The sequence below is a fragment of the Sphingobium rhizovicinum genome (assembly GCF_042647625.1).
Lineage (GTDB): Bacteria > Pseudomonadota > Alphaproteobacteria > Sphingomonadales > Sphingomonadaceae > Sphingobium > Sphingobium rhizovicinum.
The window spans coordinates 3132546-3157259 of the sequence record NZ_JBHRVU010000004.1 but is presented as its reverse complement, the minus strand read 5'-3'; the positions used below and the strand labels follow the sequence as shown (position 1 = coordinate 3157259).

General features: G+C 63.9%; 30 protein-coding genes and 2 tRNA genes. All 32 read right to left on the bottom strand.

Going from position 1 to position 24714, the window contains the following annotated elements; genetic code table 11:
• Window position 1: 1 nt before the first annotated feature.
• The 32 genes from ACFOKF_RS16635 to ACFOKF_RS16485 all read right to left on the bottom strand — a co-directional run bounded on the left by ACFOKF_RS16635 (window position 2) and on the right by ACFOKF_RS16485 (window position 24699).
• Window positions 2-145 (bottom strand): hypothetical protein, encoded by a 144-nt coding sequence (locus ACFOKF_RS16635; RefSeq protein WP_380797060.1) that lies wholly within the window; start codon window positions 143-145, stop codon window positions 2-4.
• 82 nt (window positions 146-227) lie between these two features.
• Complete coding sequence (locus ACFOKF_RS16630) at window positions 228-494, bottom strand: hypothetical protein (protein ID WP_380797058.1); 267 nt, start codon at window positions 492-494, stop codon at window positions 228-230.
• On the bottom strand, window positions 491-1180 hold the full coding sequence (locus ACFOKF_RS16625) for an N-acetylmuramidase domain-containing protein (RefSeq protein ID WP_380797056.1): 690 nt from the start codon (window positions 1178-1180) through the stop codon (window positions 491-493). The genes ACFOKF_RS16630 and ACFOKF_RS16625 overlap by 4 nt, the downstream gene beginning before the upstream one ends.
• The gene (locus tag ACFOKF_RS16620) at window positions 1177-1563 is read right to left on the bottom strand and encodes a hypothetical protein (protein ID WP_380797055.1); all 387 of its coding nucleotides are present in this window, start codon (window positions 1561-1563) and stop codon (window positions 1177-1179) included. The genes ACFOKF_RS16625 and ACFOKF_RS16620 overlap by 4 nt, the downstream gene beginning before the upstream one ends.
• Before the next feature lie 14 nt (window positions 1564-1577).
• On the bottom strand, window positions 1578-2351 hold the full coding sequence (locus tag ACFOKF_RS16615; RefSeq protein ID WP_380797053.1) for a hypothetical protein: 774 nt from the start codon (window positions 2349-2351) through the stop codon (window positions 1578-1580).
• 1 nt (window position 2352) lies between these two features.
• On the bottom strand, window positions 2353-5028 hold the full coding sequence (locus ACFOKF_RS16610; RefSeq protein WP_380797051.1) for a hypothetical protein: 2676 nt from the start codon (window positions 5026-5028) through the stop codon (window positions 2353-2355).
• Window positions 5029-5052: 24 nt separating this feature from the next.
• On the bottom strand, window positions 5053-5556 hold the full coding sequence (locus ACFOKF_RS16605) for a hypothetical protein (RefSeq protein WP_380797048.1): 504 nt from the start codon (window positions 5554-5556) through the stop codon (window positions 5053-5055).
• Window positions 5553-7856 (bottom strand): hypothetical protein, encoded by a 2304-nt coding sequence (locus tag ACFOKF_RS16600; protein WP_380797046.1) that lies wholly within the window; start codon window positions 7854-7856, stop codon window positions 5553-5555. Before ACFOKF_RS16600 ends, ACFOKF_RS16605 begins: the two co-directional genes overlap by 4 nt.
• Window positions 7849-8328 carry a DUF6950 family protein gene (locus ACFOKF_RS16595; protein WP_380797045.1) on the bottom strand — a complete coding sequence of 160 codons (480 nt, stop codon included), beginning with the start codon at window positions 8326-8328 and terminating at the stop codon, window positions 7849-7851. The genes ACFOKF_RS16600 and ACFOKF_RS16595 overlap by 8 nt, the downstream gene beginning before the upstream one ends.
• Entirely contained in the window at window positions 8321-8938 is a 618-nt protein-coding gene (locus ACFOKF_RS16590; protein ID WP_380797044.1) for a hypothetical protein, read from the bottom strand. The genes ACFOKF_RS16595 and ACFOKF_RS16590 overlap by 8 nt, the downstream gene beginning before the upstream one ends.
• Window positions 8938-9534, bottom strand: a complete 597-nt coding sequence (locus tag ACFOKF_RS16585; protein ID WP_380797043.1) for a hypothetical protein — start codon at window positions 9532-9534, stop codon at window positions 8938-8940. Before ACFOKF_RS16585 ends, ACFOKF_RS16590 begins: the two co-directional genes overlap by 1 nt.
• A complete protein-coding gene (locus tag ACFOKF_RS16580; RefSeq protein WP_380797042.1) occupies window positions 9531-11669 on the bottom strand; it encodes a hypothetical protein in 2139 nt (712 codons plus the stop codon). The genes ACFOKF_RS16585 and ACFOKF_RS16580 overlap by 4 nt, the downstream gene beginning before the upstream one ends.
• A 78-nt stretch (window positions 11670-11747) precedes the next feature.
• Window positions 11748-12032 (bottom strand): hypothetical protein, encoded by a 285-nt coding sequence (locus ACFOKF_RS16575; RefSeq protein ID WP_380797041.1) that lies wholly within the window; start codon window positions 12030-12032, stop codon window positions 11748-11750.
• 18 nt (window positions 12033-12050) lie between these two features.
• Window positions 12051-12233 (bottom strand): DUF7697 family protein, encoded by a 183-nt coding sequence (locus tag ACFOKF_RS25660; RefSeq protein WP_449325398.1) that lies wholly within the window; start codon window positions 12231-12233, stop codon window positions 12051-12053.
• Window positions 12234-12247: 14 nt separating this feature from the next.
• Complete coding sequence (locus ACFOKF_RS16570) at window positions 12248-12850, bottom strand: hypothetical protein (protein WP_380797040.1); 603 nt, start codon at window positions 12848-12850, stop codon at window positions 12248-12250.
• Window positions 12850-13143 carry a hypothetical protein gene (locus ACFOKF_RS16565; protein WP_380797038.1) on the bottom strand — a complete coding sequence of 98 codons (294 nt, stop codon included), beginning with the start codon at window positions 13141-13143 and terminating at the stop codon, window positions 12850-12852. Before ACFOKF_RS16565 ends, ACFOKF_RS16570 begins: the two co-directional genes overlap by 1 nt.
• An 11-nt stretch (window positions 13144-13154) precedes the next feature.
• Entirely contained in the window at window positions 13155-14093 is a 939-nt protein-coding gene (locus ACFOKF_RS16560) for a phage tail tube protein (protein WP_380797036.1), read from the bottom strand.
• 15 nt (window positions 14094-14108) lie between these two features.
• A complete protein-coding gene (locus ACFOKF_RS16555) occupies window positions 14109-14552 on the bottom strand; it encodes a hypothetical protein (RefSeq protein WP_380797034.1) in 444 nt (147 codons plus the stop codon).
• Between the two features lies 1 nt (window position 14553).
• Entirely contained in the window at window positions 14554-15234 is a 681-nt protein-coding gene (locus ACFOKF_RS16550) for a DUF6441 family protein (protein WP_380797032.1), read from the bottom strand.
• Complete coding sequence (locus ACFOKF_RS16545) at window positions 15231-15587, bottom strand: head-tail joining protein (protein WP_380797031.1); 357 nt, start codon at window positions 15585-15587, stop codon at window positions 15231-15233. The genes ACFOKF_RS16550 and ACFOKF_RS16545 overlap by 4 nt, the downstream gene beginning before the upstream one ends.
• Window positions 15587-15913 carry a DUF2190 family protein gene (locus ACFOKF_RS16540; protein WP_380797030.1) on the bottom strand — a complete coding sequence of 109 codons (327 nt, stop codon included), beginning with the start codon at window positions 15911-15913 and terminating at the stop codon, window positions 15587-15589. Before ACFOKF_RS16540 ends, ACFOKF_RS16545 begins: the two co-directional genes overlap by 1 nt.
• A 12-nt stretch (window positions 15914-15925) precedes the next feature.
• Window positions 15926-16201 carry a hypothetical protein gene (locus ACFOKF_RS16535; RefSeq protein WP_380797029.1) on the bottom strand — a complete coding sequence of 92 codons (276 nt, stop codon included), beginning with the start codon at window positions 16199-16201 and terminating at the stop codon, window positions 15926-15928.
• A gap of 78 nt (window positions 16202-16279) precedes the next feature.
• Complete coding sequence (locus tag ACFOKF_RS16530; protein WP_380797027.1) at window positions 16280-18478, bottom strand: prohead protease/major capsid protein fusion protein; 2199 nt, start codon at window positions 18476-18478, stop codon at window positions 16280-16282.
• A 14-nt stretch (window positions 18479-18492) separates the two neighbouring features.
• Entirely contained in the window at window positions 18493-20019 is a 1527-nt protein-coding gene (locus tag ACFOKF_RS16525) for a phage portal protein (protein ID WP_380797025.1), read from the bottom strand.
• Window positions 20016-20231, bottom strand: coding sequence for a phage head-tail joining protein (locus tag ACFOKF_RS16520; RefSeq protein ID WP_380797023.1), 216 nt, complete (start codon window positions 20229-20231; stop codon window positions 20016-20018). Before ACFOKF_RS16520 ends, ACFOKF_RS16525 begins: the two co-directional genes overlap by 4 nt.
• Window positions 20228-22387: a phage terminase large subunit family protein gene (locus ACFOKF_RS16515; protein WP_380797021.1), complete on the bottom strand. Its 2160-nt coding sequence runs from the start codon at window positions 22385-22387 to the stop codon at window positions 20228-20230. The genes ACFOKF_RS16520 and ACFOKF_RS16515 overlap by 4 nt, the downstream gene beginning before the upstream one ends.
• Window positions 22320-22982, bottom strand: coding sequence for a hypothetical protein (locus tag ACFOKF_RS16510; protein WP_380797020.1), 663 nt, complete (start codon window positions 22980-22982; stop codon window positions 22320-22322). Before ACFOKF_RS16510 ends, ACFOKF_RS16515 begins: the two co-directional genes overlap by 68 nt.
• Before the next feature lie 117 nt (window positions 22983-23099).
• The gene (locus ACFOKF_RS16505; protein ID WP_380797019.1) at window positions 23100-23273 is read right to left on the bottom strand and encodes a hypothetical protein; all 174 of its coding nucleotides are present in this window, start codon (window positions 23271-23273) and stop codon (window positions 23100-23102) included.
• Window positions 23270-23497 (bottom strand): hypothetical protein, encoded by a 228-nt coding sequence (locus tag ACFOKF_RS16500; protein ID WP_380797018.1) that lies wholly within the window; start codon window positions 23495-23497, stop codon window positions 23270-23272. The genes ACFOKF_RS16505 and ACFOKF_RS16500 overlap by 4 nt, the downstream gene beginning before the upstream one ends.
• Before the next feature lie 66 nt (window positions 23498-23563).
• Window positions 23564-23640 (bottom strand) — tRNA-Met (locus ACFOKF_RS16495).
• Between the two features lies 1 nt (window position 23641).
• Window positions 23642-23716 (bottom strand) — tRNA-Thr (locus ACFOKF_RS16490).
• A 356-nt stretch (window positions 23717-24072) separates the two neighbouring features.
• A complete protein-coding gene (locus ACFOKF_RS16485) occupies window positions 24073-24699 on the bottom strand; it encodes a hypothetical protein (RefSeq protein WP_380797017.1) in 627 nt (208 codons plus the stop codon).
• Between the last annotated feature and the right edge of the window lie 15 nt (window positions 24700-24714).

Genomic DNA, 24714 nt, shown 5'->3' with positions numbered 1-24714 from the left:
GTCAATTCTCCAGTGTGAAGGGACAGATGCGCGCCACTGCCTGCGTCGCCACCAGCGCCGCCGCCCGCGCATTGGGGCAGGTGACGAGTTGATGTGCGCAGCCGGTCAGGGCGATGGGGAGGAGGAGGACGGCCAGCCGGATCATCGGGCGAACCACACAAAAATGGCCGCTGCCCCGGCGAACCACATCAGGGCGGAGATGGAGACGCCGATCAACAGACCTTTGATCATGACTTTTCCTCCGGGGGAGCCGTTGGCGGGATTTTGGCAATCAGTTGCTCGCTGACCGCTTCGACATTGTCCCGAGCCTTGAAGGTGCCGATGACGCCGATCAGGCCGGTGACGGCCGCCCCGATAAAGCCCAGCGCGGCCACGATCTGCGCCAGATGGGTGTCCGGCTCGACCACGACGCAGATGATGGCGGCTACGATCGTCATGACGACGATCGCGCCCAGCGTCGCCAGATAGGCGATGACGTTATGACGGTTGGTCATGCCGCCACCTTCCGCCGCGCATAGGCGTCCGCCAGCCGCGCGTCATATTTGTTCGCCCGATAGGCGGTGCCGTTATAGCCCTTGGCAAAGCCCGCCCAATCACCCCGCTGAAGCGCCCCTTTCAGGCCGCGCCCCTCCACGAACAGGGCGAAGGCTTCCAGTTGATCACCTTCCGTCTGCGCCTGTCGCCAGGCAAAGGACCACGGATCAGCCGCACCGCAGACCGCGAAATTCTCGCCTAATATCTGGAAACCACCATAGCTGGCCGACGCGAAGCCGGCGTCAACGTCCAGCGCGACGGCATCCACCAGCTGCCGATAGCGGGAAGCCTGCCCGCGCGGATAAAGCGCCTTGTTCCAGAAACGCGACGACAGGTGCGGATGGCTCTTGTCATAGCGATGGCTGGTCGCCTTGCTGAACCGGTGCGGTTCGAACAGGATCGCGGGCCGCCCGTCGATGAAGGCGGAACCGCTGCTTTCGACCTCATAGACGGCCCAGATTTTCGCCGGATGAACGCCAAGCCGATCAGCCGCGTGCTCGATGTCCAGCGAAGTCACCGGATAGTCCGGGCCGCTGGTCAGTGCGGCAATGACGGCGCTCTTGCTTTTCGGGCCGAACAAACCGTCGATCGCGCCGTCATAATGGCCCAGAACGGCTAGCCGCCTTTGCAGGTCGGTATGGTTCATTGCTCACTGTCCTTCTGGTGATAGCGCTCAAGCCGCGTGATACGGCGGTCGTAATCGGCAAATCGGCCGTCCTGCGCTTCGGTCTGGGCTTTCTGTCGCTCATCGATCCGCGCCAACGTCTGCTGCATGTCGGTCACGGATGACGCGACCCACAGCAGCGCCGCCATGATCAGGCCGCCGGTGACGGTCCCGGCAATTGCGCCGATCCACTTCAATGTCGGGCTGATAGCCGCGCTTCCTTCTTCCGGGATGGTTCCTTGCAGCCGGGCCAGCGCGCGTTCGATCTGCCCAATTTGCGGCGCATATTCGGCCAGCGCCATGTGCGCCGCCTGTTCGGCCATGATCTTGACCTGCGCGGCGGTCGCCGGGTCGGAGAAGGGCATGGCCTGCGCTCCGGTCAGACGGTCAGTGTCACGCCGACCATTTCAGCCAGCATGGCCATGATCGCGGTGCGCCGAAGCATGTTGGCATCCCCGCCAAGGTAGCGGTTGCTGACCACGATCGGCGCGAACTTGTGCGCCCCGCCACGATCCGAAGTGCCGCCGAAGAAGGCCATTCGCGTCTGCCCGTCATGCAAAGAGGAAGCGCGCCCGGTCGCCAGCATCGCGGGCGAGTTGAGGCCGATTTCCACCGTATTCGCGCCGCTGACCGGCACATTGTCCGCATTGAATGCGGTCCATGTGACATATTTGGTGTTGGGCAGGATCGTGCCGGCCGCCGTCGAAATGGTGTAGATGCCCTGCACGAGGCCAAAGCGGTCGCCGTTACGCGGGCCGACATACATGCGGTTCGTCTGCGCCTGATCGAACGAACTGACCACCGCGTCGTTGGTCCCGATCGTCGGCCCCGTTTCGAAGGCGGAAAAGATGGTATAGCTCGGACCCAGCTGCCAATCGGCATAGAGGTCGGATGCCGTCTCATAGCCCTGAATGGCCGGGCGATTGTTGAGCGTGGTCAGCGTCGGCGGCGTAGTGCCATGCGAGCGCAGCAAGCGGCCACGAACGCGATCGCGCAGCACCAGCGAGGAAAACTCCACCGCCCGTTCCGCCGGGTCCGCCATGAAGTCCATGTCGCCGCCGGAAAAGGCGCGCTGCTCAAGGTCGGACAGCGTGACCACATTCAGCCCAGACGGGCGGGCGAGCGAATAGAAGCTGTTGAGAACAGTGGACATTTTAGGACACTCCCCGCGCCTGAGAAATGGGATAGTTGAACAGCGGCAGGCCGGTGACAGGGCACCCCTCCGCGTCGTCGTCATGGATGGGCGACCGCAGGCCGGTGGTTGGCCCGGTCACAAGAATGGTTGTGGCCCATGGCGCCCAGTGGGCGAGGCCAAGACGCTTGTTCGCGCCCGTTGGTGTCGCGGATAGGCGCACCGCAAATTCGGTATCGCTGATCTGCTCGGCAGAAACGACCGCCGCCGACATCGCGTCGTCTGCATAAGCGTAGCCAAGCTGCCCCGGGTCGGTGACGCGGCGCGTATCGACGAACAACCGACCGCCATAGTCCAGCGTGCCGCCGGCCATGCGGGAGATCATCCAACGCCCATCAAGCAAGACCTGAGCCTGGTGCAGCGCTCGCATCCGCCTGCCCAGCAGATAGTTGCGCAGCATCTTGGCCGCATAGCTGCCAGACAGGGCGTAGCTTTCCGGCGTCATATGGTACGACCCGGTGAAGTCGCAGACATATTGCGGATGCGCCATCAGGAATCGCGGATCGTTCAGCGCCGCCATGGCCGCCGCTTCGCCGGGGCCGCAGATCGCATACATCCCGGTATCGTCGCGCCGGCGGGAGTAGTTGATCTGCTGGAGCAGCACGAGGGGCGGGACCGTCTGGCCAGCGCCAGCAGCGGCGGGAATGTCGATCTGGGCGGCGTCGGCGACGCTGGTCAGGTTTGCCAGATAGGACGCCGCGCTGTCCGCTTCGTTGTTTTCGCCTTGCCTCCAGTAGAGGACCGGGACCGAAAAATTCGGGTCGCCCGACAAGGCTTTGCCGCGCGCGATGGCGTACAGCATATTGTTCCATGCTTGCGTGCCCGGCCCGAGTTCATCGTAGGGCGTGCCGCCCTGGCCGGTAGCCGACAGAATGACAGGGGCACTGACAGCGCGCCGCAGAGTGACGGCCATCGCCACCAAGCCGGTTTCCCCGCGCGTCGACGGAGTGGGGTCATATTTCTCAAAAGCGGGCGTCAGGGATGTGAAATTAGCAGGAGGCGCGACAGCCAGATTGGCCCCTGCACGGATGCCGCCGTTGAACATCTGAATAGCGCTGTCGGGCGGGTAAGGCAGGCGGATCGCGGCAAGGAAGCCGCTGTCCACCGTGCCCAGCGCCAGCGACTGACCATGCAGCACGATCATGATGGTGCCAAGCGAGATTGTGTCGAGGAAGTAGCGAACCGTCGCCGCCCGACCGCCCCGTTTGCGATATTTGACAATGCCCGGCGCGATAATTTTCGGCTCGCCAACGCAGTCGATCATTCCAGCGGTCAGTCGAATATCCGCCGATCCGGTCGAAACGAAAACCTGCCTGACCGGCCCGCCACCGTCGTCAACGGTGTCGGCAAACGCCATCGGCGCATCGGCGCTGGCCGGCTCCATCATCGCGCCGTCCGGGCCGATATAAGCCGCGATGCCATTGTCCGCCACGACGGCCAGCACCGCGCCAGCCGGGCCACGCTGGGGCCGATTGTGCATGTCCCCGGCGCGGCGATGCATGGCGCGGCGATAGTCATACCATTCAGTCGGCTGACCATCGGCGTCGCGCGCCAACACGGTCACGCCGCCCCGGATCGTCAGCGGCTCCGGCTTGGCCCCCGCCGCAAACTCGGACGCCCCGATCCGGCCGCTGTCATCTATCCAGAGGCGGATATTGCCGTCGCTGTCCTCGATGATCGGCCAGACGCCGCCGCGACGGGCGATTGTCTTTGGCAGAGACGTCCGCAGTTCAATATCGTTGACATCCTTGCGCACCGACTGCTGCCAGGCGTCCATCGCCTCCTGCGACGCAAAGGTCCGCTCCGCGACGGCCACCCCGGCATTGTTGAGATACAGCGTCGCAAAGGCGAGGCCGGGGCCATAAGCGGTGAACCGCTGGCCGTTCGTCGTCTCGGCCAGGCCGGCGGTCACATTGGCATAGATCGACCCGGCAACCAGCGTGGCGGCAAAATCGGCGGAAACGGCGGCGCGGCCCGCTGCGCCATCGGCGGCGTTGGCCGACATCCCGGCCGCCAGCGCCGATGCGCTGGCCTCGCCCGCCTTGGCCAGGGCGACTTCCTCGCTCGCCGCAGCCGCCTCGGCAAAGGGGCGCGCGCCTTCCTCGCCCAGCCCGACAAAATAGGCCTCCATGGCCTCCGGCGTCGCCTCGCTGATCTTGCCGATCAGCAACAGCCGCTCTTCCGTCCCCGGCCCTATCGCCCCGCGCTCGATCACGACAAGCGCGCTGGGCAGCACCGTCGCCTCGCTATAGGGCAGGTCGATCCACACCGGCACTTCGTCGGTCGGGAACTCCGGGCCCACATCGACGGATACGCGCGCCGTCCAGCGGCTGACAGAGGCGTTGCCGCTCAGTTCGACAATGTCATAGCTGACCGCTTCGGCCGCCCCGATGCCGTGGATCAGAGACGCTTCCGTCGCCGTGATCGGCACCATCATCGACAGCGCGTCGCCGCTCAGCTCGGCCGCGACCGTCAGGAACGGCGTCGTGGTGCGGGACCGGCGGAAGGCGACGGCGAAGGTGCGCCCGGTCAGGTCCTGCGGCGTGCCGTCGGCCCGCGCCAGCGTGACGCGCAACACCATTGGCTCACCGGCGCGCACCAACAGCACACCGGCGGGAGAGAGTCCCGCAAGGGTCATTCGCTTTTCCTTATTTAGGAGACGTCAGTTCCAGTTGATCGCCGCGAACGCGGCCTGTTTGGCGGCGGTGCTGCCGGCGGCGCGGATCGCCCGCTTTCCCGCCACCGCTGCCGCTTCCACCTTTGCGATCTTCGCCCGCGATGCGGCCATGCCCGTTTCGAAGCGGGTGATGACGGCGGCCAGCGTTTCGCCGGTCGCCGTCGCCTCCGCCATGGCGAAGGGGAAGCGTGCCGTGCGCTGCGGCACGGTCATCCCGGCCAGCAGCGATCCGACGACATTGCGATAGTCGTAAACCTCGCCCGCTTTCTGGGCATAGGCATAGCTCTGGCCCGTGCCCTGCGTCATCACCGTGGCGCGCAGCTTTTCCCGCTGACGGTCGACCTTCGCCAGCAAAGCCGCCTCGATCGCCGCCAGGTCGCCCGCCGCATAATAGGTGGCGGGCAGCGCCTCGATGTCCGCAGGCGCATAGCCTTCAGGCCAGACCAGACTGCCATCGGCCTTCAGCCGATGCGTAGGCCGCCCGCTCATGCCGCCCACGCCACGGTCATGGTCGTCGCGCCCGACACCGGCGCCAGCGTGCCAGACCCATTCCAGCGGCGGGTCAGCAACTGAAACTCCCAGCTTTCCGCTGACACCGGCCCCGCGATCGATGCGGAGAAGGTCAGGGCCGATGACTCACTGGCGGTAGCGCCATAGGGGTCCTGCGTTTCCGCCGCCATATCGGCCCAGCTGCCGCTGCCCGGCGTGGTGCGATACTGCACCTTACCGGCCAGCTTGCCCGCGCCGCTAGTCGCCTGATAAGACAGGTTGACGTCGACCGTCACCATGCCGTCAGGCCCGACCGACACCGTCAGCGGCCCGCCATCCGCGCCGCCATAGCTGGCGCTGTTGGTGACGGTCAGGCTACTGTCGCTCGCCCCGCCCACCGCGCCGCCATCCTTTACCTTGGTCAGCTGCACCGGGGCCGTGGCGATGAACACGCCGTCATAAGTGATCGTCACATCCACCCGCGCCTCATCGGCCGACATCGCATCGATCGTCAGCACGCGGTTGTTGTCGCCACCCAGCGAGGCGACGCAGTTGACCGCGCTGATCGAATAGACGGTCAACGGGTCCTCACTGATGTCCAGCGCGCCCTGAAAGACGTAGAAGGTGGTCGACAGCGGAAACTGCCCGGCCCTAGGCACGCCGCCATTGGTCGCGCTGATCGCCTTGACCCAGCTGGACGGCGCTACCGAATATCCATCGGCCCCGCGAACCACTTCATTGGCGATGTCGTCCTTGTCCTCGCCCGTCGTCAGCGCCGGGGTCGGCGGCGCGGTGCCGGTCTGGCCCAGCGCATAGGGATGCTTGGCCGTCGTTTCGGTCGACAATGTGAAGACCACATTCATGCTGCCGGGGTCGGGCCGATGCGTCATGATCACCGCGTCCAGCCCCGCCATCCCATGTTCGGGCAGGTCCAGCGTCAGCATGTCGCCCGGCCCGAAATGGCGCATATGCGGCTTGCACGGCAGGATGATCGGCATTTCCCGGCTGTTGACCAGATGGTAGGCGGCGTGCTGCGCCACCGCATCCTTGTCCTGCACCAGGTCCCATTGCAGTTCGTCTATCTTCGGCTCGCCATCCTCATCGACATAGGTCGGCACGCTGACCAGTTCGGACTGCACATATTCCCATTTGTGCGCTTCCGACCTATATTTGGGGCGGATGCCATTCTTGCGGCTCGCCCATGGCTGCATCGCCGTCACTTCCACATCGCCATCGGCCAGATCGTCGGCCGTGACGGTGTAGATCGAGACGCGCGGCATGTTGATCTTCAGGCCCAGCCTGCCGCCGCGCCACAGCGGTTCCGCGCCGCCCGCTTCCAAAATGCGCTTCAGATTGGCCCAGCGGTCGCCGGGCTCATAGATGACACCGCCGACCTTCCAGTCATTGGCCGCGCAGACATTGGACAGGGTCGCGAAGTCGGGCAGGATAACCCCGTCAGCGGGCAGGCCCACGCCAAACACCTTCTTCCCGTTGCGGAACCGGCCCAGCACATAACTGGCCGCCTGCGAACCGGGGTCCTCATTATAGGTCCATGTCGATTCGTCATCGGCGCGGTGTGCGCCGGACCCTCCCGGCATCGTGCTGTCCAGGCGCGCATCATAGCCCATCACCCCCTGCCACACGGCCCCGGACGTCGGCCAGCCGGACGCGAAGCGCTTGCCATCCTTGTCAAACTTTCCGTTCCACAGGATCGCCGCCTTGCTCGACAGATTATAATCGCTGCCCCAGCGCGGCATGCCGGCGAAATGCGGCACCAGCGCCGTTTCGGTCCACAGGCCGCGCCGATAATCGCGATACAGGAAGCCGCTATAATAGCCCGTCGCCGCATTGCCCGTCACAGGGATTTGCGCATAGTCCATATAGATGCCTTCCAGCGCCTGACATGGACCGGCCACTGAATAGACAATCACCTGACCGCGATACGGGTTTTTCACCTTTTTCAATGTGGCGCCATAGCCGACATCATGGCGCAGCACCCCGCCCGAATAGGTGCGTCCCAATATGCACGGCGAAACAGCTTCGCGCGAAATCACCACCTGATTGATCGTGCCGCGTGCCGGCGGCTTCTTCGCCGTCATCTGCGCGCCGATCGTCGCAAGGGTGGAAGCCACTGAAGCGACCGTCGCCACGGTCGACAGGGTGGCGGCCGACACGCCTGCAACGGTGGCGGAGCCGGCCATACCCGCCGGCGCCAGCGCCACCGCCGCCGTGCCGGCCGTCGCCGCGATCAGTGCGACCGCCCCGGCAATGACGGCCACCGTGCGCAGCGTTTTAGACACGCCACGCCCCCAGCGGCACGGTCAGCGCCAGCAGCGGCTTGATCCCGCTGGCGTCATCCTCATGCCAGCCCAGCAGCTTGCCGCCCGCACTGACACAGATGCTGTCGAACGGCCCGTCGCCGTCGATCAGCGCCAGATCGCCGACCAGCATCTGAGCCGGGGCGATGCGCGGTAGCAAGCTATCAAGCAAATCATGCAGATCATCATGACCCTGCCGCAACAGCGCCTTTTGCGCACCCAACGCAGACCGGAAATCCGGGATCGAAGGCGGCTTATGGCCCATGTTGCGCAGATGATGCCGCGCCAGATGGATGCAGGTTGCGCGATCAGCCCAGCTGAACGGGCGCGAGCGATATTTGGCCAGCGTAAGCCGGGTCGCCTCTGCGCGCCTAACCAGGTCTATTCTCTGAGCCGGCGGCACTGGATCAAGCGCGCCGGGGCCCCAATGCTCATAAGAAAAGTCGTCAGACATTGTCGAACCTCGGGGCGTTGATCGCGTTGGTCGCGGACCCGCCATAGATGATGAAGGTGCCACTATTGGTGCCGGGCGCGGCTTCCGTGCCCCAGGCGACCGACACGCTGTCGACCGCATTTTCCTCGCCCCGTTCGCCGGGGTAGATATATTTGTGGAAAGTGTCGGACAGATTGTTGCCGTCATTCGCATCAAAGAAGCGCTCGCCGCGCGGCACGATCGACAGCCGCAATTCCCGCTTGCGCAGACCCGTTACAAGCGTCGCCTGATCCAGCTGACCGTCAAATTTCTGATCGGGGTCGCCAATGATCTGCCCGGTCAGATCATCAAGTTCAGCGATCCAAAGGCGCAGCCGTGATCCCTGCATGCCCGGCGCCACCAGATCGGCCGCTGCTGCGGTGCTGACCGGCAGAAAGGTCAGGGAAAAGGCGGGGACTTCATCGCCCACGCCTTCCTCGAAAGACTCCATCGACCCGATGATGCCGAAGGTCGCGTCGCGCGCGACGAACTTTTCCGCGCCCCATGGCACCCATCCGCCGTCGCACAGGCGCAGCGTGCGCCCGTCGCGCAGCTCCAGCTTGCACAGACCGGACAGGCGCAGCCGCCGCATCAGGCCATTTCCTCGACGGTAAACTGGATGCCTTCCAGACGGTTGCCGCGCTTCAACTGCCAGCTTTGTTCATTGCCGGCCACATCCCCCTCGATCATCGGCTGATCCAGATGCACCACCGCACCGTTGGCAAAGGGCACGCGCAGATGTTCTGCCAGCGTCACCGTCACCTTGCCGTCACCGCCCACTGTGCCGGCGACATGGATATTGTGCAGATAATGCTGGCCGCTCGCGTCCTCGATCGACAGCCAGAAACCCTTGCCGGCGACATAGCCGGGCGTCATCCCGCGCAGATGGATCAACCGCCCCGCCTGATCCGCCCCATCCATCACCGGCGCGCCCGATCCGCTCTGATCGACGCCTTGCAACGGATAGGGCAGGCGCAGACCTTCCTGCTTTCCCCGGACAAGATCGGCAATGAGCGCCGCGCGTGTTGCCGCCGTGCCGATGCCATAAGTCACCTGCGCACGATAATGGCCACCAGGCCGATCGATGCGCATGCTGACCGCGTTGGTCGCGCCGCGCACCGATCCGCCCACATCCACATAGGACGGCACAACGCCATTCGGCGCGGGCGTCGCGGGCAGGGTGATCATGCCAGACGCCGCCCGTTGCGCTTCGCCACCGCCTGCTGCGCGCCGTTGCTGGCGCCCACGGCGATCATCGGCGCGGCCGATGCGACCGTATCAACACTGACCCCGGCACTGATCCGCGTGACTTCGACGTCGAACATATCGCCCTTGATCACGCGGACCTGCAACCCATTGTCATTCGCCCCCATCACCCGGCGCGTCTCGCTCGCCGTCATCACCTTTGCGCCCTGCGGCAGTTCCACGATTTCCGGCCCATTTTCGCCCACCAGATGCGTGCCCGCCGACGTGTATTCATTGCCGATGGCGGACCCGCCGGCGCTCGCGCCGCTGCCCTTGAACAGGCCGAACAGACTGCCGATCGTCGGCAGGTTTCCGCCGCTGATTTTGTTCTGGATGGGGTTCACCACCGCCAGCTTCCAGAAAGCGCTGGTGACGTCCCCGATGGCGCTCAACGCGACATTCTTCCAGCTGGTCCAGTTTTCCGGGTTCAGCACATTGCCGGCGACGTCGACGCCGATGTCGCGCAGCGCCGTCATCTTGTCGACGCTGGCGTCAAGCGCCTGCGTAAAGGCGATCTGGCCCGCCTTGCGCGCAATCAGCGCCTGCGCCTCTGCGCTGGACAGGTCCAGACCCTGCCGTTGCAGGTCGATTTCATAGCGCTTCAATTCAACCGCGGCTTCGATTTCCAGCCGCGACTTGCCCCGCGTTTCCCATTCGACATTCAGCAACATGGTGCCGGCGCTGATGTCGTCGTTCATCGACTTGATCAGCTTTTGCTGATCGGCCAGCTTCTCGCCTTCCTTGGCCAGGCCCGCACGGGCAAAGGCGCTGGTGTCATAGTCATTGGCCCAGCGATTATTTTCCGTCTGGGTGCGCTGCGCCCGCTGCGCCTCTTCGCGGGCGGCCTTTTCCGCCTCGCGCTGGGCCTCCCGCTGGGCCGCCCGCGCGGCCGATGCGGCGGCGCGATCTTTCTTCGCATTTTCCTTGTCCGCCAGACCCAAGGCGTCGAGCTTCAGCCGATTGTTCCAGGCGATTTCCGCGCCGCCAACCGTTGCCTCTGCGGACGATAGTTGGTCGGCCAGCGTCCCGCGCCGTTCCTGCAACTCCAGCCGCCTCTGCGCTGCCGCGCGCGAACCTGTGCTGGCCGCGATTTCGGCATCAAGGCGGGTCAGCTGACCGCGCAATTCCTCGACCCGGACCTTGCCCATGCCCAGATCATTGGCCGTCACCTGCCCCTGCGCGCCAGCCAGCCGTCGCAGGGCGGCGGTGTAACCATCGACCTGCTTCGTCGCCTTGGTCGCACTGTCGCCGCTGGACAGGAACTCCGATCCCAGCACCGCCAGTACGCTGACCGCCGCCATGATCCCCGCGCCCCACGGGCCAGCCAGAAAACCGATGAAACCGCCCGCCGATCCGCGCATCAGGGCGATGGCGGAAACCACCTGCGGACCTTGCATGGCCAGCGCGGTCATCACGCCCTTCATCACATTGCCGCTGCCCGCCGCCATTGCCAGCTGCACGCCCAAATCCTGCATCTGGAAACCCAGCTGCTGCATGCCCGCCTTATATTGGCCTGCCGACACATTGCCGCCCCGATGCGCCAGCGTGACGACATCCAGCGCTTCTTTCAGCGCCAGCTCTTTCTGGCGCAACAGATCGGCTGACAGCGCCCCGGCGGCATGCGCTTCCCGCGCCTCCAGCAAGGCGGCATTATAACGCTGTTGCGCAGCCCACAGCGGGTCCAGTTCGGCGCGGATGCGCGCCGCAATCTGGATTTGCCGCTCCTGTTCATCCAGCAGCTCGCGAATCGCCGCCGCTGATATGCGGGCGGAACCTTCCTGCATGGAGGAGTAGGAGCCGGAGCCAAGCTGGCGCTCCATTCTTCCGCCCAGCGCAGTCGATCCGCTATTGCTCTCGATCTGCATCTGGATCGCGGTTTTCGGCATGATGGCCGCGATCTTCTGCGAAGCGGCTGACAGGCGCCGCTCGGATGCTTCGAAATCGCTGGCCGCCTTGTCGAAGCCACGCGACAGGCGATTGGCCGCCGCATCGCCGGCATCGCCGACGGCCTTGAAGTCGCGCACGACATCGTCCTTGCCCTCCGTCCCGAGACGGATGGCGACCTTTGGCTGGGCCATGCTCACTCCACGACGAAAAAGGGCGCCGACCGGCGGCGCCGTCAGCGATACGAAAATCAGATCAGGTCAGATGCGCAGTTAGTCGGTCGAACGCGCCAGCAACTGAACCGCGCGGCCGATGGCGAACAGGATCGTTCCCGACAGAAAACCGGCAGCCGACAAAAGCAGAATGATCATTTGCTGTTGTTGCAGGTCAAAATTGATCACTTCGCGCGGGCCGGACAGATAGCCGCTGGAGGCGATGGACGTATCCATAGTCAGGCCGATGAGAGCGCCGATCACGCCCGCCAGCGCCAGTAACAGGCCGATCGTCGCCATCCCGCCACCGGGACGCTGCAATACCGGCTTTTCCTCTGTCGCCATGATCGATTCCCTTTTCGGTCAGGACGGATCATCCCCTCCCGTATTGATCTCGTCCAGCAAAATCCGCTCGATGCCGGGAAGCACCTGCGCCAGCAGGTCCGTATCCACCCGCCGCGCCGACCCCATGTCTATCACCGCCCCGAAATCCAGCCCAAAAGGCCCGCCCGTGGCGGCGCGAAGCTGGCGGCCGCAGCCGGCTATGACGTCCCAGACGCCTAGGCCGTCGTCGCTGCGGAGTTCATGTTCGATGTACGGGCAGGCCGGGCGGCCTTCTTCCGGCTTCGCTTGGCACCGGCCTTGGCGCTGCGCCTGGCAGACCGATTGGCAGTAGCCTTTTCCTGCGTCGCCCCCGCCGAAATGCCATTCGGCGAGAGCGATGATGCGTTTTTTTCCAGTTCCCTCAGCACGAAGGGTCGGACATAGACCGCATCCAGCTTTTCGAAACGACCCGGTCTGGCCAAAAAGATGCGTAAATTGGCCTCAGTTACAGGGGCGATGTTACCGTGACGATCACCCACCCCCTTCCATGCGCGGATACCGGTCAGCAGGAGTGCTTCGGAAAGGGCGTCGCCAGCCTGCTCGATCAGTTCAGTCGGCAAAGTGGCCATTGGATCGTCAGGGAGGTCTATCCCTTGCCAGACTTGGGCCGCAGCGCGACGCGCCGCACGCAAGGCGATGCGACCGATCGGGTCGAACAACACCTCAACAGCCGGGAGACAATCCTTTTTCCGCTTGGCGGTGACAGCCTCTTCTACCGTGAACCACCACGGCTCCAAGGCATCCTTTTCAGCGTCGATATTTACCGCTGTATTGGACATCAGAAGCTATTCCTCTTCTTCAGACCCAGCCATTCGATGCGCACCGCGCGGCTTTCCTCGATCACCCTGTATCGGTCGCCCTCGCGCACCAGCGCCCCATTCTGCACGTCATAGCGGCGCACCGTGCCGGCATCCGCATCGGCGGCGAGCACCTTGTCAATCCGCTCGCCAGTGTCCGCATCCACCACGCGGATGCGCGCCAGCACATCGGCAGGCGTCACGCCCAGTTCCACCGACTGCGGCGGAGCCGCCTCGATCGCGTCGGTGGCCGCGCTGTCCTGTACGTCGTCCATATCGACCTCCATCAGTAGCTGGCGACGGCGTTGACCAGCGTCGCGATGATCTTGTGCCCGCCGGGCGCCGCAGCCGCCTGACAGTTGAATTCGGCCAGGATGCCGCCGGGACCGGTGACGGTGCGCTTCGTGCGGGGCAGGAAAACGCGGGGCAGGGCGAATTTCAGGCTGTTAGGCCCATTGGTCCACCCGATTTCGTCCAGATTGACCGGCGTGCCGTCACTCGCGGCATTGAGCAGGTCCAGACTGTTGAACCGCGCCGTGATGCGCAGCGCCGCCTGCACCACGCCGGGCACCACGCCGCCGATACGGCCATCGGGGCGAATGACCTCGATCTTGTCCAGGCTGTTCGACAGGGACAGGTCAGCCGACACGATATTGCCCAGCGCCACTCCGTCCCGCTTGATGACGCCGGTCGCCTGCGCAAAGCGCGGCCCCTGCTGGGCTGTGGGCGTTCCGGCGACGGAAGACGTCGTTTGCGCGCTTTCGCCCTGCGCAATCAGCGAAATGGTCGCGTTCAGCATACCGCTGCGCGCCATCGCAATCCTGATCTGGTTAACCACCGCGCCATAATGGACAGAGAAGGCGGGAACATCGGGGTGTCCGGTTTCCAGCGAGAAGCTGGGCAAGGCAGCCCCGCCCGACGTGAAGACATGCGAGTATGGGCCGCTGCCCGTCACCGCCGCCGCGCCGAAAAACCCCTTCAGCCAGTTGCCGAAGGCGGCGATGTCGACGGGCACGACGATGTCGCCATCATTGGTTGCCACGTCATAAGACGGTTCCAGACCTTCACGCCCGAAGCCAAGCTGGTCATCCTCGATCAGCGGGCGTTCCTCGCCCATCGAATGGCTGACGAACGGCAGCTTCTTGAAGCCGCTCGCCGGCGTGATGCCATAGGTCGCCTCCGCGACCGCATGCAGCACGGCATTAATGCCTTGGCCAAAACCCATGTCGGAAACTCCTGATTAAAGGGGGCTGTTGGTCGAATAGGTGGCGACGATGTCGAACATCCCGCCCTTTTGCGTCTGGCCGCCGACGATGGCGGTGTTGAGGTTGACCAGTTCGAGCGCGGTGACGTCGATGTAATTGACGAGGTCGCCCAGAAAGCGGTCGGCGGTGATGGCGTCCCCGATCCTGCCGGCCATCCGCGCCAGCACAACGCGAAGCGGCTCCGACGATGTGTAAGCGGCGATCTCGATCGGGATACGGTGCGTATAGTGATAGGACGGCGGCGACAGATCGATGTCGGGGTCCGCCAACTCGCCGTCGCGTATCCAGACCGTCCCGCGCGGATCGATGCGGCGCGGCCGATCTGCGCTGTCATCGTCCAGTGCGACGACAAGAAATTCCGGCACGGCCCTTTTGATCAGATCGGACACGGCCTTGTCGACATCATAGCTCTTCGACATGTCAGCTCCATCTGGCGGCTATGCGGCGGGCGACATTGGCCCCGCGCGCCTGAGCCGGACCGTCAAGATCGAACAGCCTGGGCATCCGCACGCCGCGCACCAGATTGAACATCAGAACCGGCTTTGCCTTGCGCGGCGCCAGCCCCCGGCGCCCATGCAGCCGGCCAGACGTCGCCTGCCGGTGTCCGCCGGAAAGGCCAGCCACCACATCGATGAAGGCCGATCCCTTGCCGCCTTCGATCACGACTTGCAGTTCGGCATTGAAATGCAGCTCAACCTCTTCGGGCGACATGCGCGTGCCGTTTGAGCGCTTGACCGATGAGGCATATGATCCACCGCGGCGGCGGGCAGGGACGTTGCGCGTCGGTATCCACAGCCATTTCGCGCCGTTGACCGGGCGGATGTGCGCGCCGCGCGCGAAGGCGTCTATGATGGCAGGGGCCGCCGACCAAATATATCCCGCAGGGTTCAGCGATCGGCCGCCCTTGGGATAGACCTCTGCCCGCCATGTATTGGCGAGGCGATTGCCCATGCCGGCGTCGCGAACCTGTTTGCGATAATCCAGCGTCAGTTCGCGCGTTTCCTCGCGCATGATCTGGGTGATATCGTCAGCGATCTCGCCTTCGATCACCTGCATCAGTTTCGTGAGCGATCCCTCCCGAAACTCCGCCTTGATCCTCATCGCGACACATCGACCGATTCAGCGCCGATCGTCCACGTCAGGTTCTCATCGTCCCCGATCGGTTCGCCGGTAAGGGCAAGCTCTTCTTTGGCCACAAACGCGTCATCGTCGCCGATTACACCGATCATGAGGGTGTCACCGTGGCACAGGTCCGGGACCTGCGACTTGCGGATCTCGACGCGGTGCGTCCCGGTGATGATCTGGCTTTCTCCCAGCCGGACCATCTGATCGTTGCGACCGCGAATGACGCGGATATTCGGGGTGCGGACCCCATAGATCGAAACATGTTCCGCCGCTTCGGAGCCGGGCGCATTGAAAATGGCGTCCAGCGCCGAAGCGAACGGGTCGAACATCACACGATCGGGACGAGCTTGACGGCGATCGTGGCGTCTCCGCTAAGGCCGGCAGCGCGGAAGATGCCGATCTTGGTGTTGCTGCCAACGACGTTGGTGACAACCTTGTTGGTGTTGTCCCAATAGGCGATCGTCTTGCGCGCCGGTGCGACGGCTGCCTTGGGCAGGGTGAAGATGCCCTCGGTGACGCCGATCACCTGCTCGCCCGACTTCGCGTCGGTCGATGCGATGCCGAACTCGACGCCGTCGAGCATGCCATCGCCGCTCTTCACGTCGTACGGCGCGACGAAGGGGACATTTACCCCGGGCTGAATGAAATTCTTCATCGGATCAGGTCCTTATTCTTCGGGGTTGGCCGCGCGATGAGCGCGGATGGCGGCGATGATGTCCGCCTTCTTGGAAGCGTCGCCCAGGTCGACACCCTCCAGTTCGGCCAGCGCCTTGAGGTCGTTGACCTTTTCGTCATCAAGCCCGTCATCCTCGTCATCGAGATCGAGAAAACCGCCATCGTGCAGGCGCTGGGCCTCCTTCTCGGTCACGGGAATCAGTCCCTCGATCGGATAGCGGATCGCGCCGTTGACGACGGCGGGGCCGTTCAATTTGATTTCCGGCATTTCGTGTCTCCAGGCCGCGTTGCGGCACCGTTCATTGTGGAAGGCATGAGGGCCGGATGCTGCCGGCCCTCACTATGCTCAGGCCGGGGCGGCGCCGGGGTTCCGGTAGAGGCCGCGATAGTCGATCGCAGCCGCGCCGACGTCCAGCCGCGCCTTCTCCTCCACGCCGTCGACGTCGAAGCCGACACGGGTTTCGGTGAAAAGCTCTTCCTGCCCATCCAGATGGGCCAGCACGATCGTTTCGAACGCATCGGGCGAAGTGGCCATGAACCACTGATATCCCGTGATGCGCGGCTCCACGACCAGTTGCAGGTTGCCGGGGTAGGGATTGACGTCGGAAGTCTTGGCGGCATTGACAGCCGTCAGGAAGACCTGCGCTGCAACCTTCTGGAGTGGGCCGACGATCAGGAATTCGGGGCGCAGGCTCAGAATATTGCCGTCGTCATTCTTCTGCTGAAGCATGGCGACTTCACCGGCCGAAACCGACAGGACGCTGATCGCGCTGCCGACCGATGCGAGGTTGCCGTGATCGGCATGGAACAGCGCCTTGCCATCGCCCATCAGGGGATTGGACAGCAGCGTGCCATAGACAAGATCGCTTTCGAGGTCCGCCGCCTTGCGGCCGAACATCGTCGGGATGCGGCCAAACAGGCCCTTGTCGTCATTGACGATCGCCTGACGGCTGATCGCAATGACGCGGCCATAGGTCTGCAAGCGATAGTTCAGACCCGTGTCGGTGATGGCACCGCGCTGGAATTCGCCCATTTCTGGGACCAGCAGCAGCGCCGGGGCATCGCCCAGGCTGATGATCTGGTTCGGCTTGAAGTCCGGAAGGGTGTCGGTGCTGATCCAGCTACGGAAGGTCTGCGGGGCCGCGGCAAACGCCTGACGAACGCGACGGTTTGCCGCCGCCGCGAGCGCATATGCGAAGTCGCTCGTGGTCAGGGCACCGAAACGCTGCATGCCAAGAGCCGCGCCGGCAATTTCGAGGCGTCCCATACCCCGGGTATCGGAACCCTCGCGACCCAGATGGAAGCGCGCCAGCTCCATCAGCGTCATGCCGCGGAAATCTCGGGCGGCAGCCATGCGCTGGGCAGCCGGGCGGCTTGCGTCGTCGTCCAGTGCGTCCGACGGGTGCGCGCGCAGCGTGACCGCGTCGGCAATCGCCTGACGGTAGCTGGCATCGTCGGTTCCGTGGGCGGCGGCGCGTGCGTCGATGCTGGGGCGCTGGCGGGATTCGATCAGCTGATTGGCGATGCGTTCCTGCATCGACGCCTCGGTCAGCGTACCCGCTTCACTGTCGCGGATCAGGTCGCGCTGAAAATCCCCGCCCAGTTCAGCCGAACGGCCGCAAAGTTCGAGAATGCGCGAAGCTGCGATCGTCGGGGTTGCCCGCTGCTGGGGCGCATCAGCATGCGGCTCTGCGCGGGTGGAGCCGTTCGGTTCCACGACGATCGTCGTGTCGCCGGCCGGCTGCGCGCCAGGCGCGGCACCGCGATTGGCATTGGGATGGGCGACACCGCCGCCCGGAGCACTCCGGATCATATCTTCTTCCTCCTGGGTGGCGCCGTGAACATTCTGCCCTTGTGCGGATCGAACCACGGCGTTCGGATCGGCGGGAACGGGGACGAGGCTCGCTTCGAGAAGCTCCCAGGCGACAGCGCGCCATGTCTCGTGTCCGGAATCGTCGGTGGCGGTGATCTGCCATTTCGTGACGCGGTATCCGATGGAGATGGCCCGCAGTTCGCCAGCGGCGACGCGGGCTTCGACCGCACGACCGGCGTCGGTGTCGTTGAACAGCAGCGTGCCGACCAACTGACCGTCTTCGATCGTAACATCGGTGATGCGACCGAGCTGCGCGTCGACAGTGTACTGGTTGTGGGTATCGAGGAGCGGACAAATCCCGGCGGAAACGCGATTGAGGTCGATCGCCTCCGCGCTGATCTCCAGTTCCTCAGTGAAATAGTAGCGGCGGACGGGTGTGCCGGCCGACAAAATGGCGCGCACGGTCCGCGCCGCCGCATCATAGCTTTCGGGCGTGACTGTGAGCGACCGGATGCCGCGACCGCCGACCTGCGGCTGACGCTGCTCAGCGCCATCGCCGTCCGGCGGGCCTTGGCGGGTCATGATGCCGGGAGGGCCGCCGGCAGGACGTTCCGGCGTGCGGACGGGCGTTTCCGGAACGCGAGGTTCAGGCGCCGCGCTCGGTTCCAGTGGAGGAGCATTGCGGCGATGGCGCGCGTCGTCGCCCCGCGGAGCGGGCTGGGATTGCTTCATGATTTAGGCTCCTGTCAGGCGGCGCGAGCGCGCGATCGTTCCATCATGCGTGTGAGGACGCGCACCAGCGCATTAAGCGAGCGGCTATCGTCGGCGGCGGGGATGGCTGCACCCTCATCTTGGGCGACCATGTCACCCTTGAAGCTCATACCGTCCGCCTTGTCTCGACCGGACTTTATCTGGGCGAGAAGTTCGTCCTGATCATATCCGCGACCGGAAAGCAGGTTTTCCCGGCTTTCCAGTCCGGCTTCCATTTCGAGAATGTCGGCTTCGACGTCACCCAGGCGATCGATCGATTCGATGGGTGGCGGGGTCCATGTGATCGGCGCAGTCTTGTCCGGCCACCGGCCGACCTCCACGCCCCAGCCGTGAAACCACGCCCATACCCGATCAAGGCAGACGGGGATGAAAGTCAGGAACTGGACACGGCCGATGGTCCGGTTGAACTCCAGCCGACCCGCCTTGTAGCTGGAGAAATTGACGTTGGAGAGGTCGCCGGTCATCTGCTCATAGGTGGTTCCGACGCCGGCGGCGGATGCGAGCAGAGCGATGCGCGCCAGATCGGTGATGCCGCCAGATCGGGGCGGATTAGAGAAGGTGATCTGCTCGCCGTCTTCCAGCTGCTCGATCATGCCCGGCACAAATTCTTCGACCGGCGCGCGTTCCCCGGCGCTCTGATCGACCGGGAGGCCGATCGTTTCGTCGTCGTCGCCATCCTTGAGCGGCGGCCGGTAACGAAAGCCCACCATGCATGCGGAAATATTGGCCTTCACGACCTCCGCTTCGATTCCCTCCTCAACATCGCCCAGACGCTTGATGACACTTTCATAGATCGAGACGCCATCGGTCTGGGCGGCATCTTCAGCGTGAAACAGGTCGATGACGTCGGCAGCGTCGAAGGCTACCGTTTCGCCGGTCCACCAGCGACCGCCGGGGCGGGTCCGGTAGAAATGATAGCGCAGAGGGTTCCAATCCTCATCATACTCGATCCCGCCCTCAATCCGCTCGCCGATCTTGCTGATCGCCAGCATGCCGCGATCGAAGGTTTGCAGTCGCAGGGCGTTTATGCCGCCACCCTTGCGGAAGCGCTTGACGATGAACACGCGACCGTCGCGGAACATGAGGCGCGCCCACAGTTCCTGCAAACCGTAAAGATCAAGGCGCCCGCGGAAGTCGCAAACCTTGATCCATTCAGCCCACGCCGTCTTAAGGGCCTTGGAGCCTTTTGGCACGCCCTTGATGCCCCAGCCGACGAAGCTATTCAGCAGCGCAGACATTGCCTTGCGGGCAAAGGGGTTTTCCGCGACGAGCTTGAGGATCGCCTGCCGGCTGACATAGCGCTTGGGCCTGGCATCATTCGGATTGCCGGTGTTGATGCCGAAGTCGCTATCCGCAAAGCGATTGCCTGCGCCGAATTTGCGCTTCGAAGTCGGGATAGCCCTGCGATCAGCGGAGGCGCGCTCAAGAACACGGCGGGCCTGTTGACGGCGCATGCCCGAGATAGGGTCGACAAAGCCGACGGCGCGATCGATCCAGTTCACAGGCGGCCGACCCTGCCAACGATAATGCGGCGCTGGCGGCGCGTGGATCGCGCCTGCGACCCCGCAAGTTCATTTGCGATGACGTCGCGAGCCTTCAGCATCTGATCGAGATTCTGATACTCGGTGCTTCGGCCGTCGGCAAAGGTGACTTTCCTGACGCCGGAACCAATCGCGGTATTGAGGCGATCGAGGTCGCTTTGCTGGAATGTCATTCGCGCCTCCTTTTCATCCATCCCCCACCCTTCCGGGCTGCGAACTTCGATGCTGGACGTTGCGGTTTCGGCGCTGCACCCTCGCGGGCAGCCGGTCCTTTGGGCGGGTGCGGATCCGACTTCTCGGGCGCAGCGGAGGTGGCATCCACGACCATGTTCAGCTTCATGCCGCGCTGGATCAGCCCCATGAGCGCGGCATAGGCATATACGCGGCAGTCCAGGGCCTCATTTGCCTTGCCCTTGGGAAGATCCCACACGGTGAAGCGGCGTCCGGCCACCACTTTGGTAATGAGCCGTTCGGCGACCATCTGGATATACCAGCCAAGGTCACGCTTTGCCTCGAAATGCATGTAGCCGGGGCCGGGCTCTTCTATTCCCAGACGCCAGCGGACCGAATCCTTCGCCGCGTTCGTGCCGACGATAACCGGCTTGAACTTGGATCGGTTGGCCGCGCTAGGTCGTGTCGTGGGCCAGACCGGCGACCGTTCGCCATTGCGCGCGCTCTGCCCCTTGACGGCCCAGACATTGCGACCCAGCCGGGCCTTGGCGAAGGCGTAGACCTTTTGGGTGTGATGACCGCCCGAATCGATGCAGGCCGCGGTGACAGTGAACTCGCGGCCATCTGCGCGCTTGAACCTGCGCAGTAATTCCTTGTCGACCCGCTTCCATAGATCTTCGGTTGCTGGATCGCCTTCCACAACCACATGATCAAGCGACCAGCTTTCCTCGCCGTGGCCCCATCCGACAAATTCAAGCTCGACACGATCGTCTTGGGTGTCGCCGCCCACGGTGATGATGCCGACCCCGTCGGGCACTTCGCCGGGCCATTGTTCGGCACGCCGCATCAACGATTCGGCGGCGATGTCCTTTGCTGCCTGCCTTTTGTGCGGGCGACCGAGCTGGGTATTGTCGAACGTAACCCGCTTATCCGGGTCATCTTTGGCTGCGATCCACTTGGCCGCAATCTTCGGCGGGGCGTCTTTCGGCCACGGACTGAACAGCTTGGATGCGGTGAATGACGCATGCTCATTATCGACGGCGCGCCGCCCGCAATCCGGGCAGATTGCTCGATACACAGCCCATCGGTCAGATGCCCACCATTCCCATGCAATATCGATCGGCTCTCGACTGGACACCGCATCCGGCTCGCGCCAGGCGCGTTCATACACCTCAAGCGGTTCGTGGCGTTTGCCGCAGCAATGGAAGGCGCGCGTCTGATGCCATCGGGTCGTCCGCAGCGACAGAAGGCGCTGCCCTTCCGACCATTCTGCGCCACAGGCTTCACAGTGGATCGCGGCGCCCGCGGTGTGATGCTCGCCCGATTCCTCGTCTTTCTCCCAGTGAACATGCTTGAAGAAGTCCAGGAATTGGCGGTGTTGGCAGTGGGGACACTCCACCGACGCCTGACGCTGATCGCCTTCGTTGTAGCTCGCCTCGATAAGACATTCGTCGGCGATTGTCGGCGATGATGTGCGGATCGAAAGCCAGTTTGCGAACGTCGCCATGCGCTCGTCCACCAGGTCGCCGGGATTGCCTTCGCGCGTGATCGGGTACTTGGAAAACTCATCCATCAACGCGACGCGCAGCGGTCGCCGCGCCAGGTTATCTGGGCTCCCGGCACCCTCCAGCGCGAGAAAGCCGCCGGGGAACGCCTTGTAGAGCAGCGTCTCGTCCGCATTGCGCGTCTTCGACTTGCCGTACCCGAAAATCGCCCGGAGAGAGGGTGTCGCGCGAATGAGCGGTGTGATGCGCTCCTTAGAGAATTTCTCGGCAGCGTCCTCCTTCGGCTGCACGATCATCATGGGGCAGGGGTCAAGCTCTGCGAAATAGCCGACCGTATTCTCAATGAAGGCGGTCTTCATGAGCTGCGTGCAGACCATGAGACTGATTTTATGCACGCCAGGCTCTGTCACGGCGAGCATGGCGCCACGCGCTACCTCGACCGTACTGGTGCGCCAGCGCCCAGAAGTACTGCCCGCTTCCTTCGCAAGCATGCGGCCCGGGCGATCGTCCGAACCATCCGCCCAGTCAGGAACGCTGATGCGCGGCGGCGGCGCCCACCCTCTATGGGCGGCGGCTCGTAATCGGTCAGCTTTCGCGTTTTGCGGTGAAATCGGCCTGCGGGTTTCCAAGGTCTGCGAGCTGCTGATGGACATGGACTGTCAGGGCCTCCACGACCTTGTCCGCATCCACACCAAGCTCCGCCGCCAGCAAAGGTCCGATCCGAGAGGGAAAGTTAATCCATGCGTCGCGCTGGCCGCGCTGCGTTTCAAAGAGCACTGTTTCGGCCTGCTCAACTTCAACGAGATGGCCCGCCGCATGGCGTGCGGCCAGCAGATGCTTGGCCGCCAATGCGTTTTCCTTTACCCGCTCAGCAGTCGCGGTGTCAGCGTAGTTCCCGGCCAGGACATTATCGAGGAAGCTTTCGACCTCCTCCGAAAACATCTCTTCACTGGCAGCTTCAACAGCTTCCGCGCTCGGTGCGGACATTTTCTTGGCCGCGCGCCCGGTGCGGACAGTTGGTGCGGACATTTTGCCAGTGTCCGCACTGTCCGCAGCGCGGCGATTCTGTTTTCGCCATCCTGTGCCGGCTAAGGCGGGATCTAGCTTCCCATCAGCCGAAATTGGCAGTTTTCCGGCTTTTATCGCGCGTCTGACCAGCTTGTCATCGCATCCATCAAGGCGCGCAAACTCGCGGACGCTGACTAAATCGGCATGTTTCTGAGGTGCGGACATATTGGGTGCGGACACCTTTCACACCTTGGAGCTGGGAATTGAATGCGCCTTCGCCCCCCGTACTTGCCGATTGGCCGGGAAGGACCCAAGGCATGGCCGTTTCGTTGCGTCGTTGCGCAACTTTGTTGCGTGTCAGCCCCGACCCCGGACCAATGCGCGGACCTCGGCGCTGATCCGCTCCCCTTCCGCGATGATGCGCTCGACGCGGCCGATCGATCGGGATGGCTCGCGCATGTCGAAGGCCAGGCTGTGCAGTTCGCCGGCCAAACGCTCCATCTGATCGGCGGGGCAGGTGCGCTGGCTCATGCCAGCCGCTCGACCGATGCCATGGCCTTGTCAAACCCAGCCACGATCAGCGCCTCGGCCTTGTAGCAATCGGTGCCGCCGTAGGGCGACGGGTTGTGCCTGACGCTATGCTTGGTGCCGTCAACCATGTGAATGGTCATCGCGGTGTAGCTGTGGCCGCGATCCCATGTGATGGAGGCGACATGCATGGGATTAACGATCAGATCGTCATTCACCTTGATCATGCCGCCTCCGGTATCGCCCGGCGATATACGCTGGCGCGCTGGTTATCTGACGATGCGATGGGAAACTGGTTGCCACAGCGGGATTTGAACCCGCGACCTTCAGGTTATGAGCCTGACGAGCTACCGGACTGCTCTATGCGGCTATGGAGCTAGGGGCGGGACTTGAACCCGCAACCTCCTCATTACGAGTGAGTGGCTCTGCCATTGAGCTACCCCAGCGGAAAGGTGTGACGCGGGCCGGGTTGGTTACCGGCTAGGACTGGTGGATTGTGCGAAGGCGCCAGTCTCACCGTAGTTCGACCAACTAACCCCGCGATGAACCGCCCCTATGGGCTTGCGGCCAGTCCGCTCCATCTTGCTTCGCCGCGTGTCTATCCACGCCGCCGCGTCACCAATCCCGATAACTGGAACCGTGCGGACACGGGGACAAACCAGCCAGAGCGGGAACTGAATTTTGAACATTGCGCTGCATGCCTATCGAACGCCCATCGGCGCCCGATAGTTTGGTCGGGGAGCGCAAGGGTCAATGCCCCAGATCGTCTAGCCCCGTCGGCTGCTATGGCAGCGGCACCCAATTAAGGTTGATCGATGCGTAACACAACCGGCAGGATGCGCCAAGCCTCTACGGTCATGGTATGAATTCCACCAAAGTCGATCACTGCGCTTGTGCCATGGCTCTCCGTGATAGAGCCCTCCAGTCCGGCCAGCGCAGAAACGTCGGACACCGTGACCCTATCGCCAGGTGCGAACGACTTGCGCACTTGCCGCAGCGCTTTGCGCCGTGCCCGTTCGGTCCCTAGGCGTTCAGCGCGGGCGCGAACAGCTTCTTCCCGCGTCTCGGCATCACGCTCCGCCTGCGTCTCGGCATCCGCGATGCTCTGGGCCTCCCGCAGCCCGGCGACGCTGCGCTCGCTCACAAGTGCGGCGTGCCCGCAGCGCTGCATCACCCGGAATGGCAGATGCGATGTCCTTGGGCTGCACGCGAAGCGGGCCAGATCATCCTCCGAGCCTTCCCGCACAAACACGAAACCGGAGAGGATCGGCACCGGCACTTCGATCTTCCGCCGCGTCTGTCCCATCACCAGCCGGCGACCTTGCCCCGGCGCTGGGCGACGCACTATGCGCCGGGGCGTCCAGGCTTCGAACCCTTCGCTCGTCAACATGTCCAGCAGCGGCAGCGTTTTCTGGCCGTTCGTCCGCAAGATACACCATCGATC

Excerpts from the sequence above, each read along its gene's own strand:
- ACFOKF_RS16635 (WP_380797060.1), bottom strand. The coding sequence starts at position 145 with ATGATCCGGCTGGCCGTCCTCCTCCTCCCCATCGCCCTGACCGGCTGC.
- ACFOKF_RS16630 (WP_380797058.1), bottom strand. The coding sequence starts at position 494 with ATGACCAACCGTCATAACGTCATCGCCTATCTGGCGACGCTGGGCGCG.
- ACFOKF_RS16625 (WP_380797056.1), bottom strand. The coding sequence starts at position 1,180 with ATGAACCATACCGACCTGCAAAGGCGGCTAGCCGTTCTGGGCCATTAT.
- ACFOKF_RS16620 (WP_380797055.1), bottom strand. The coding sequence starts at position 1,563 with ATGCCCTTCTCCGACCCGGCGACCGCCGCGCAGGTCAAGATCATGGCC.
- ACFOKF_RS16615 (WP_380797053.1), bottom strand. The coding sequence starts at position 2,351 with ATGTCCACTGTTCTCAACAGCTTCTATTCGCTCGCCCGCCCGTCTGGG.
- ACFOKF_RS16610 (WP_380797051.1), bottom strand. The coding sequence starts at position 5,028 with ATGACCCTTGCGGGACTCTCTCCCGCCGGTGTGCTGTTGGTGCGCGCC.
- ACFOKF_RS16605 (WP_380797048.1), bottom strand. The coding sequence starts at position 5,556 with ATGAGCGGGCGGCCTACGCATCGGCTGAAGGCCGATGGCAGTCTGGTC.
- ACFOKF_RS16595 (WP_380797045.1), bottom strand. The coding sequence starts at position 8,328 with ATGTCTGACGACTTTTCTTATGAGCATTGGGGCCCCGGCGCGCTTGAT.
- ACFOKF_RS16590 (WP_380797044.1), bottom strand. The coding sequence starts at position 8,938 with ATGCGGCGGCTGCGCCTGTCCGGTCTGTGCAAGCTGGAGCTGCGCGAC.
- ACFOKF_RS16585 (WP_380797043.1), bottom strand. The coding sequence starts at position 9,534 with ATGATCACCCTGCCCGCGACGCCCGCGCCGAATGGCGTTGTGCCGTCC.
- ACFOKF_RS16580 (WP_380797042.1), bottom strand. The coding sequence starts at position 11,669 with ATGGCCCAGCCAAAGGTCGCCATCCGTCTCGGGACGGAGGGCAAGGAC.
- ACFOKF_RS16575 (WP_380797041.1), bottom strand. The coding sequence starts at position 12,032 with ATGGCGACAGAGGAAAAGCCGGTATTGCAGCGTCCCGGTGGCGGGATG.
- ACFOKF_RS16570 (WP_380797040.1), bottom strand. The coding sequence starts at position 12,850 with ATGTCCAATACAGCGGTAAATATCGACGCTGAAAAGGATGCCTTGGAG.
- ACFOKF_RS16565 (WP_380797038.1), bottom strand. The coding sequence starts at position 13,143 with ATGGACGACGTACAGGACAGCGCGGCCACCGACGCGATCGAGGCGGCT.
- ACFOKF_RS16560 (WP_380797036.1), bottom strand. The coding sequence starts at position 14,093 with ATGGGTTTTGGCCAAGGCATTAATGCCGTGCTGCATGCGGTCGCGGAG.
- ACFOKF_RS16555 (WP_380797034.1), bottom strand. The coding sequence starts at position 14,552 with ATGTCGAAGAGCTATGATGTCGACAAGGCCGTGTCCGATCTGATCAAA.
- ACFOKF_RS16550 (WP_380797032.1), bottom strand. The coding sequence starts at position 15,234 with ATGAGGATCAAGGCGGAGTTTCGGGAGGGATCGCTCACGAAACTGATG.
- ACFOKF_RS16545 (WP_380797031.1), bottom strand. The coding sequence starts at position 15,587 with ATGTTCGACCCGTTCGCTTCGGCGCTGGACGCCATTTTCAATGCGCCC.
- ACFOKF_RS16540 (WP_380797030.1), bottom strand. The coding sequence starts at position 15,913 with ATGAAGAATTTCATTCAGCCCGGGGTAAATGTCCCCTTCGTCGCGCCG.
- ACFOKF_RS16535 (WP_380797029.1), bottom strand. The coding sequence starts at position 16,201 with ATGCCGGAAATCAAATTGAACGGCCCCGCCGTCGTCAACGGCGCGATC.
- ACFOKF_RS16530 (WP_380797027.1), bottom strand. The coding sequence starts at position 18,478 with ATGAAGCAATCCCAGCCCGCTCCGCGGGGCGACGACGCGCGCCATCGC.
- ACFOKF_RS16520 (WP_380797023.1), bottom strand. The coding sequence starts at position 20,231 with ATGACATTCCAGCAAAGCGACCTCGATCGCCTCAATACCGCGATTGGT.
- ACFOKF_RS16515 (WP_380797021.1), bottom strand. The coding sequence starts at position 22,387 with ATGTCCATCAGCAGCTCGCAGACCTTGGAAACCCGCAGGCCGATTTCA.
- ACFOKF_RS16505 (WP_380797019.1), bottom strand. The coding sequence starts at position 23,273 with ATGAGCCAGCGCACCTGCCCCGCCGATCAGATGGAGCGTTTGGCCGGC.
- ACFOKF_RS16500 (WP_380797018.1), bottom strand. The coding sequence starts at position 23,497 with ATGATCAAGGTGAATGACGATCTGATCGTTAATCCCATGCATGTCGCC.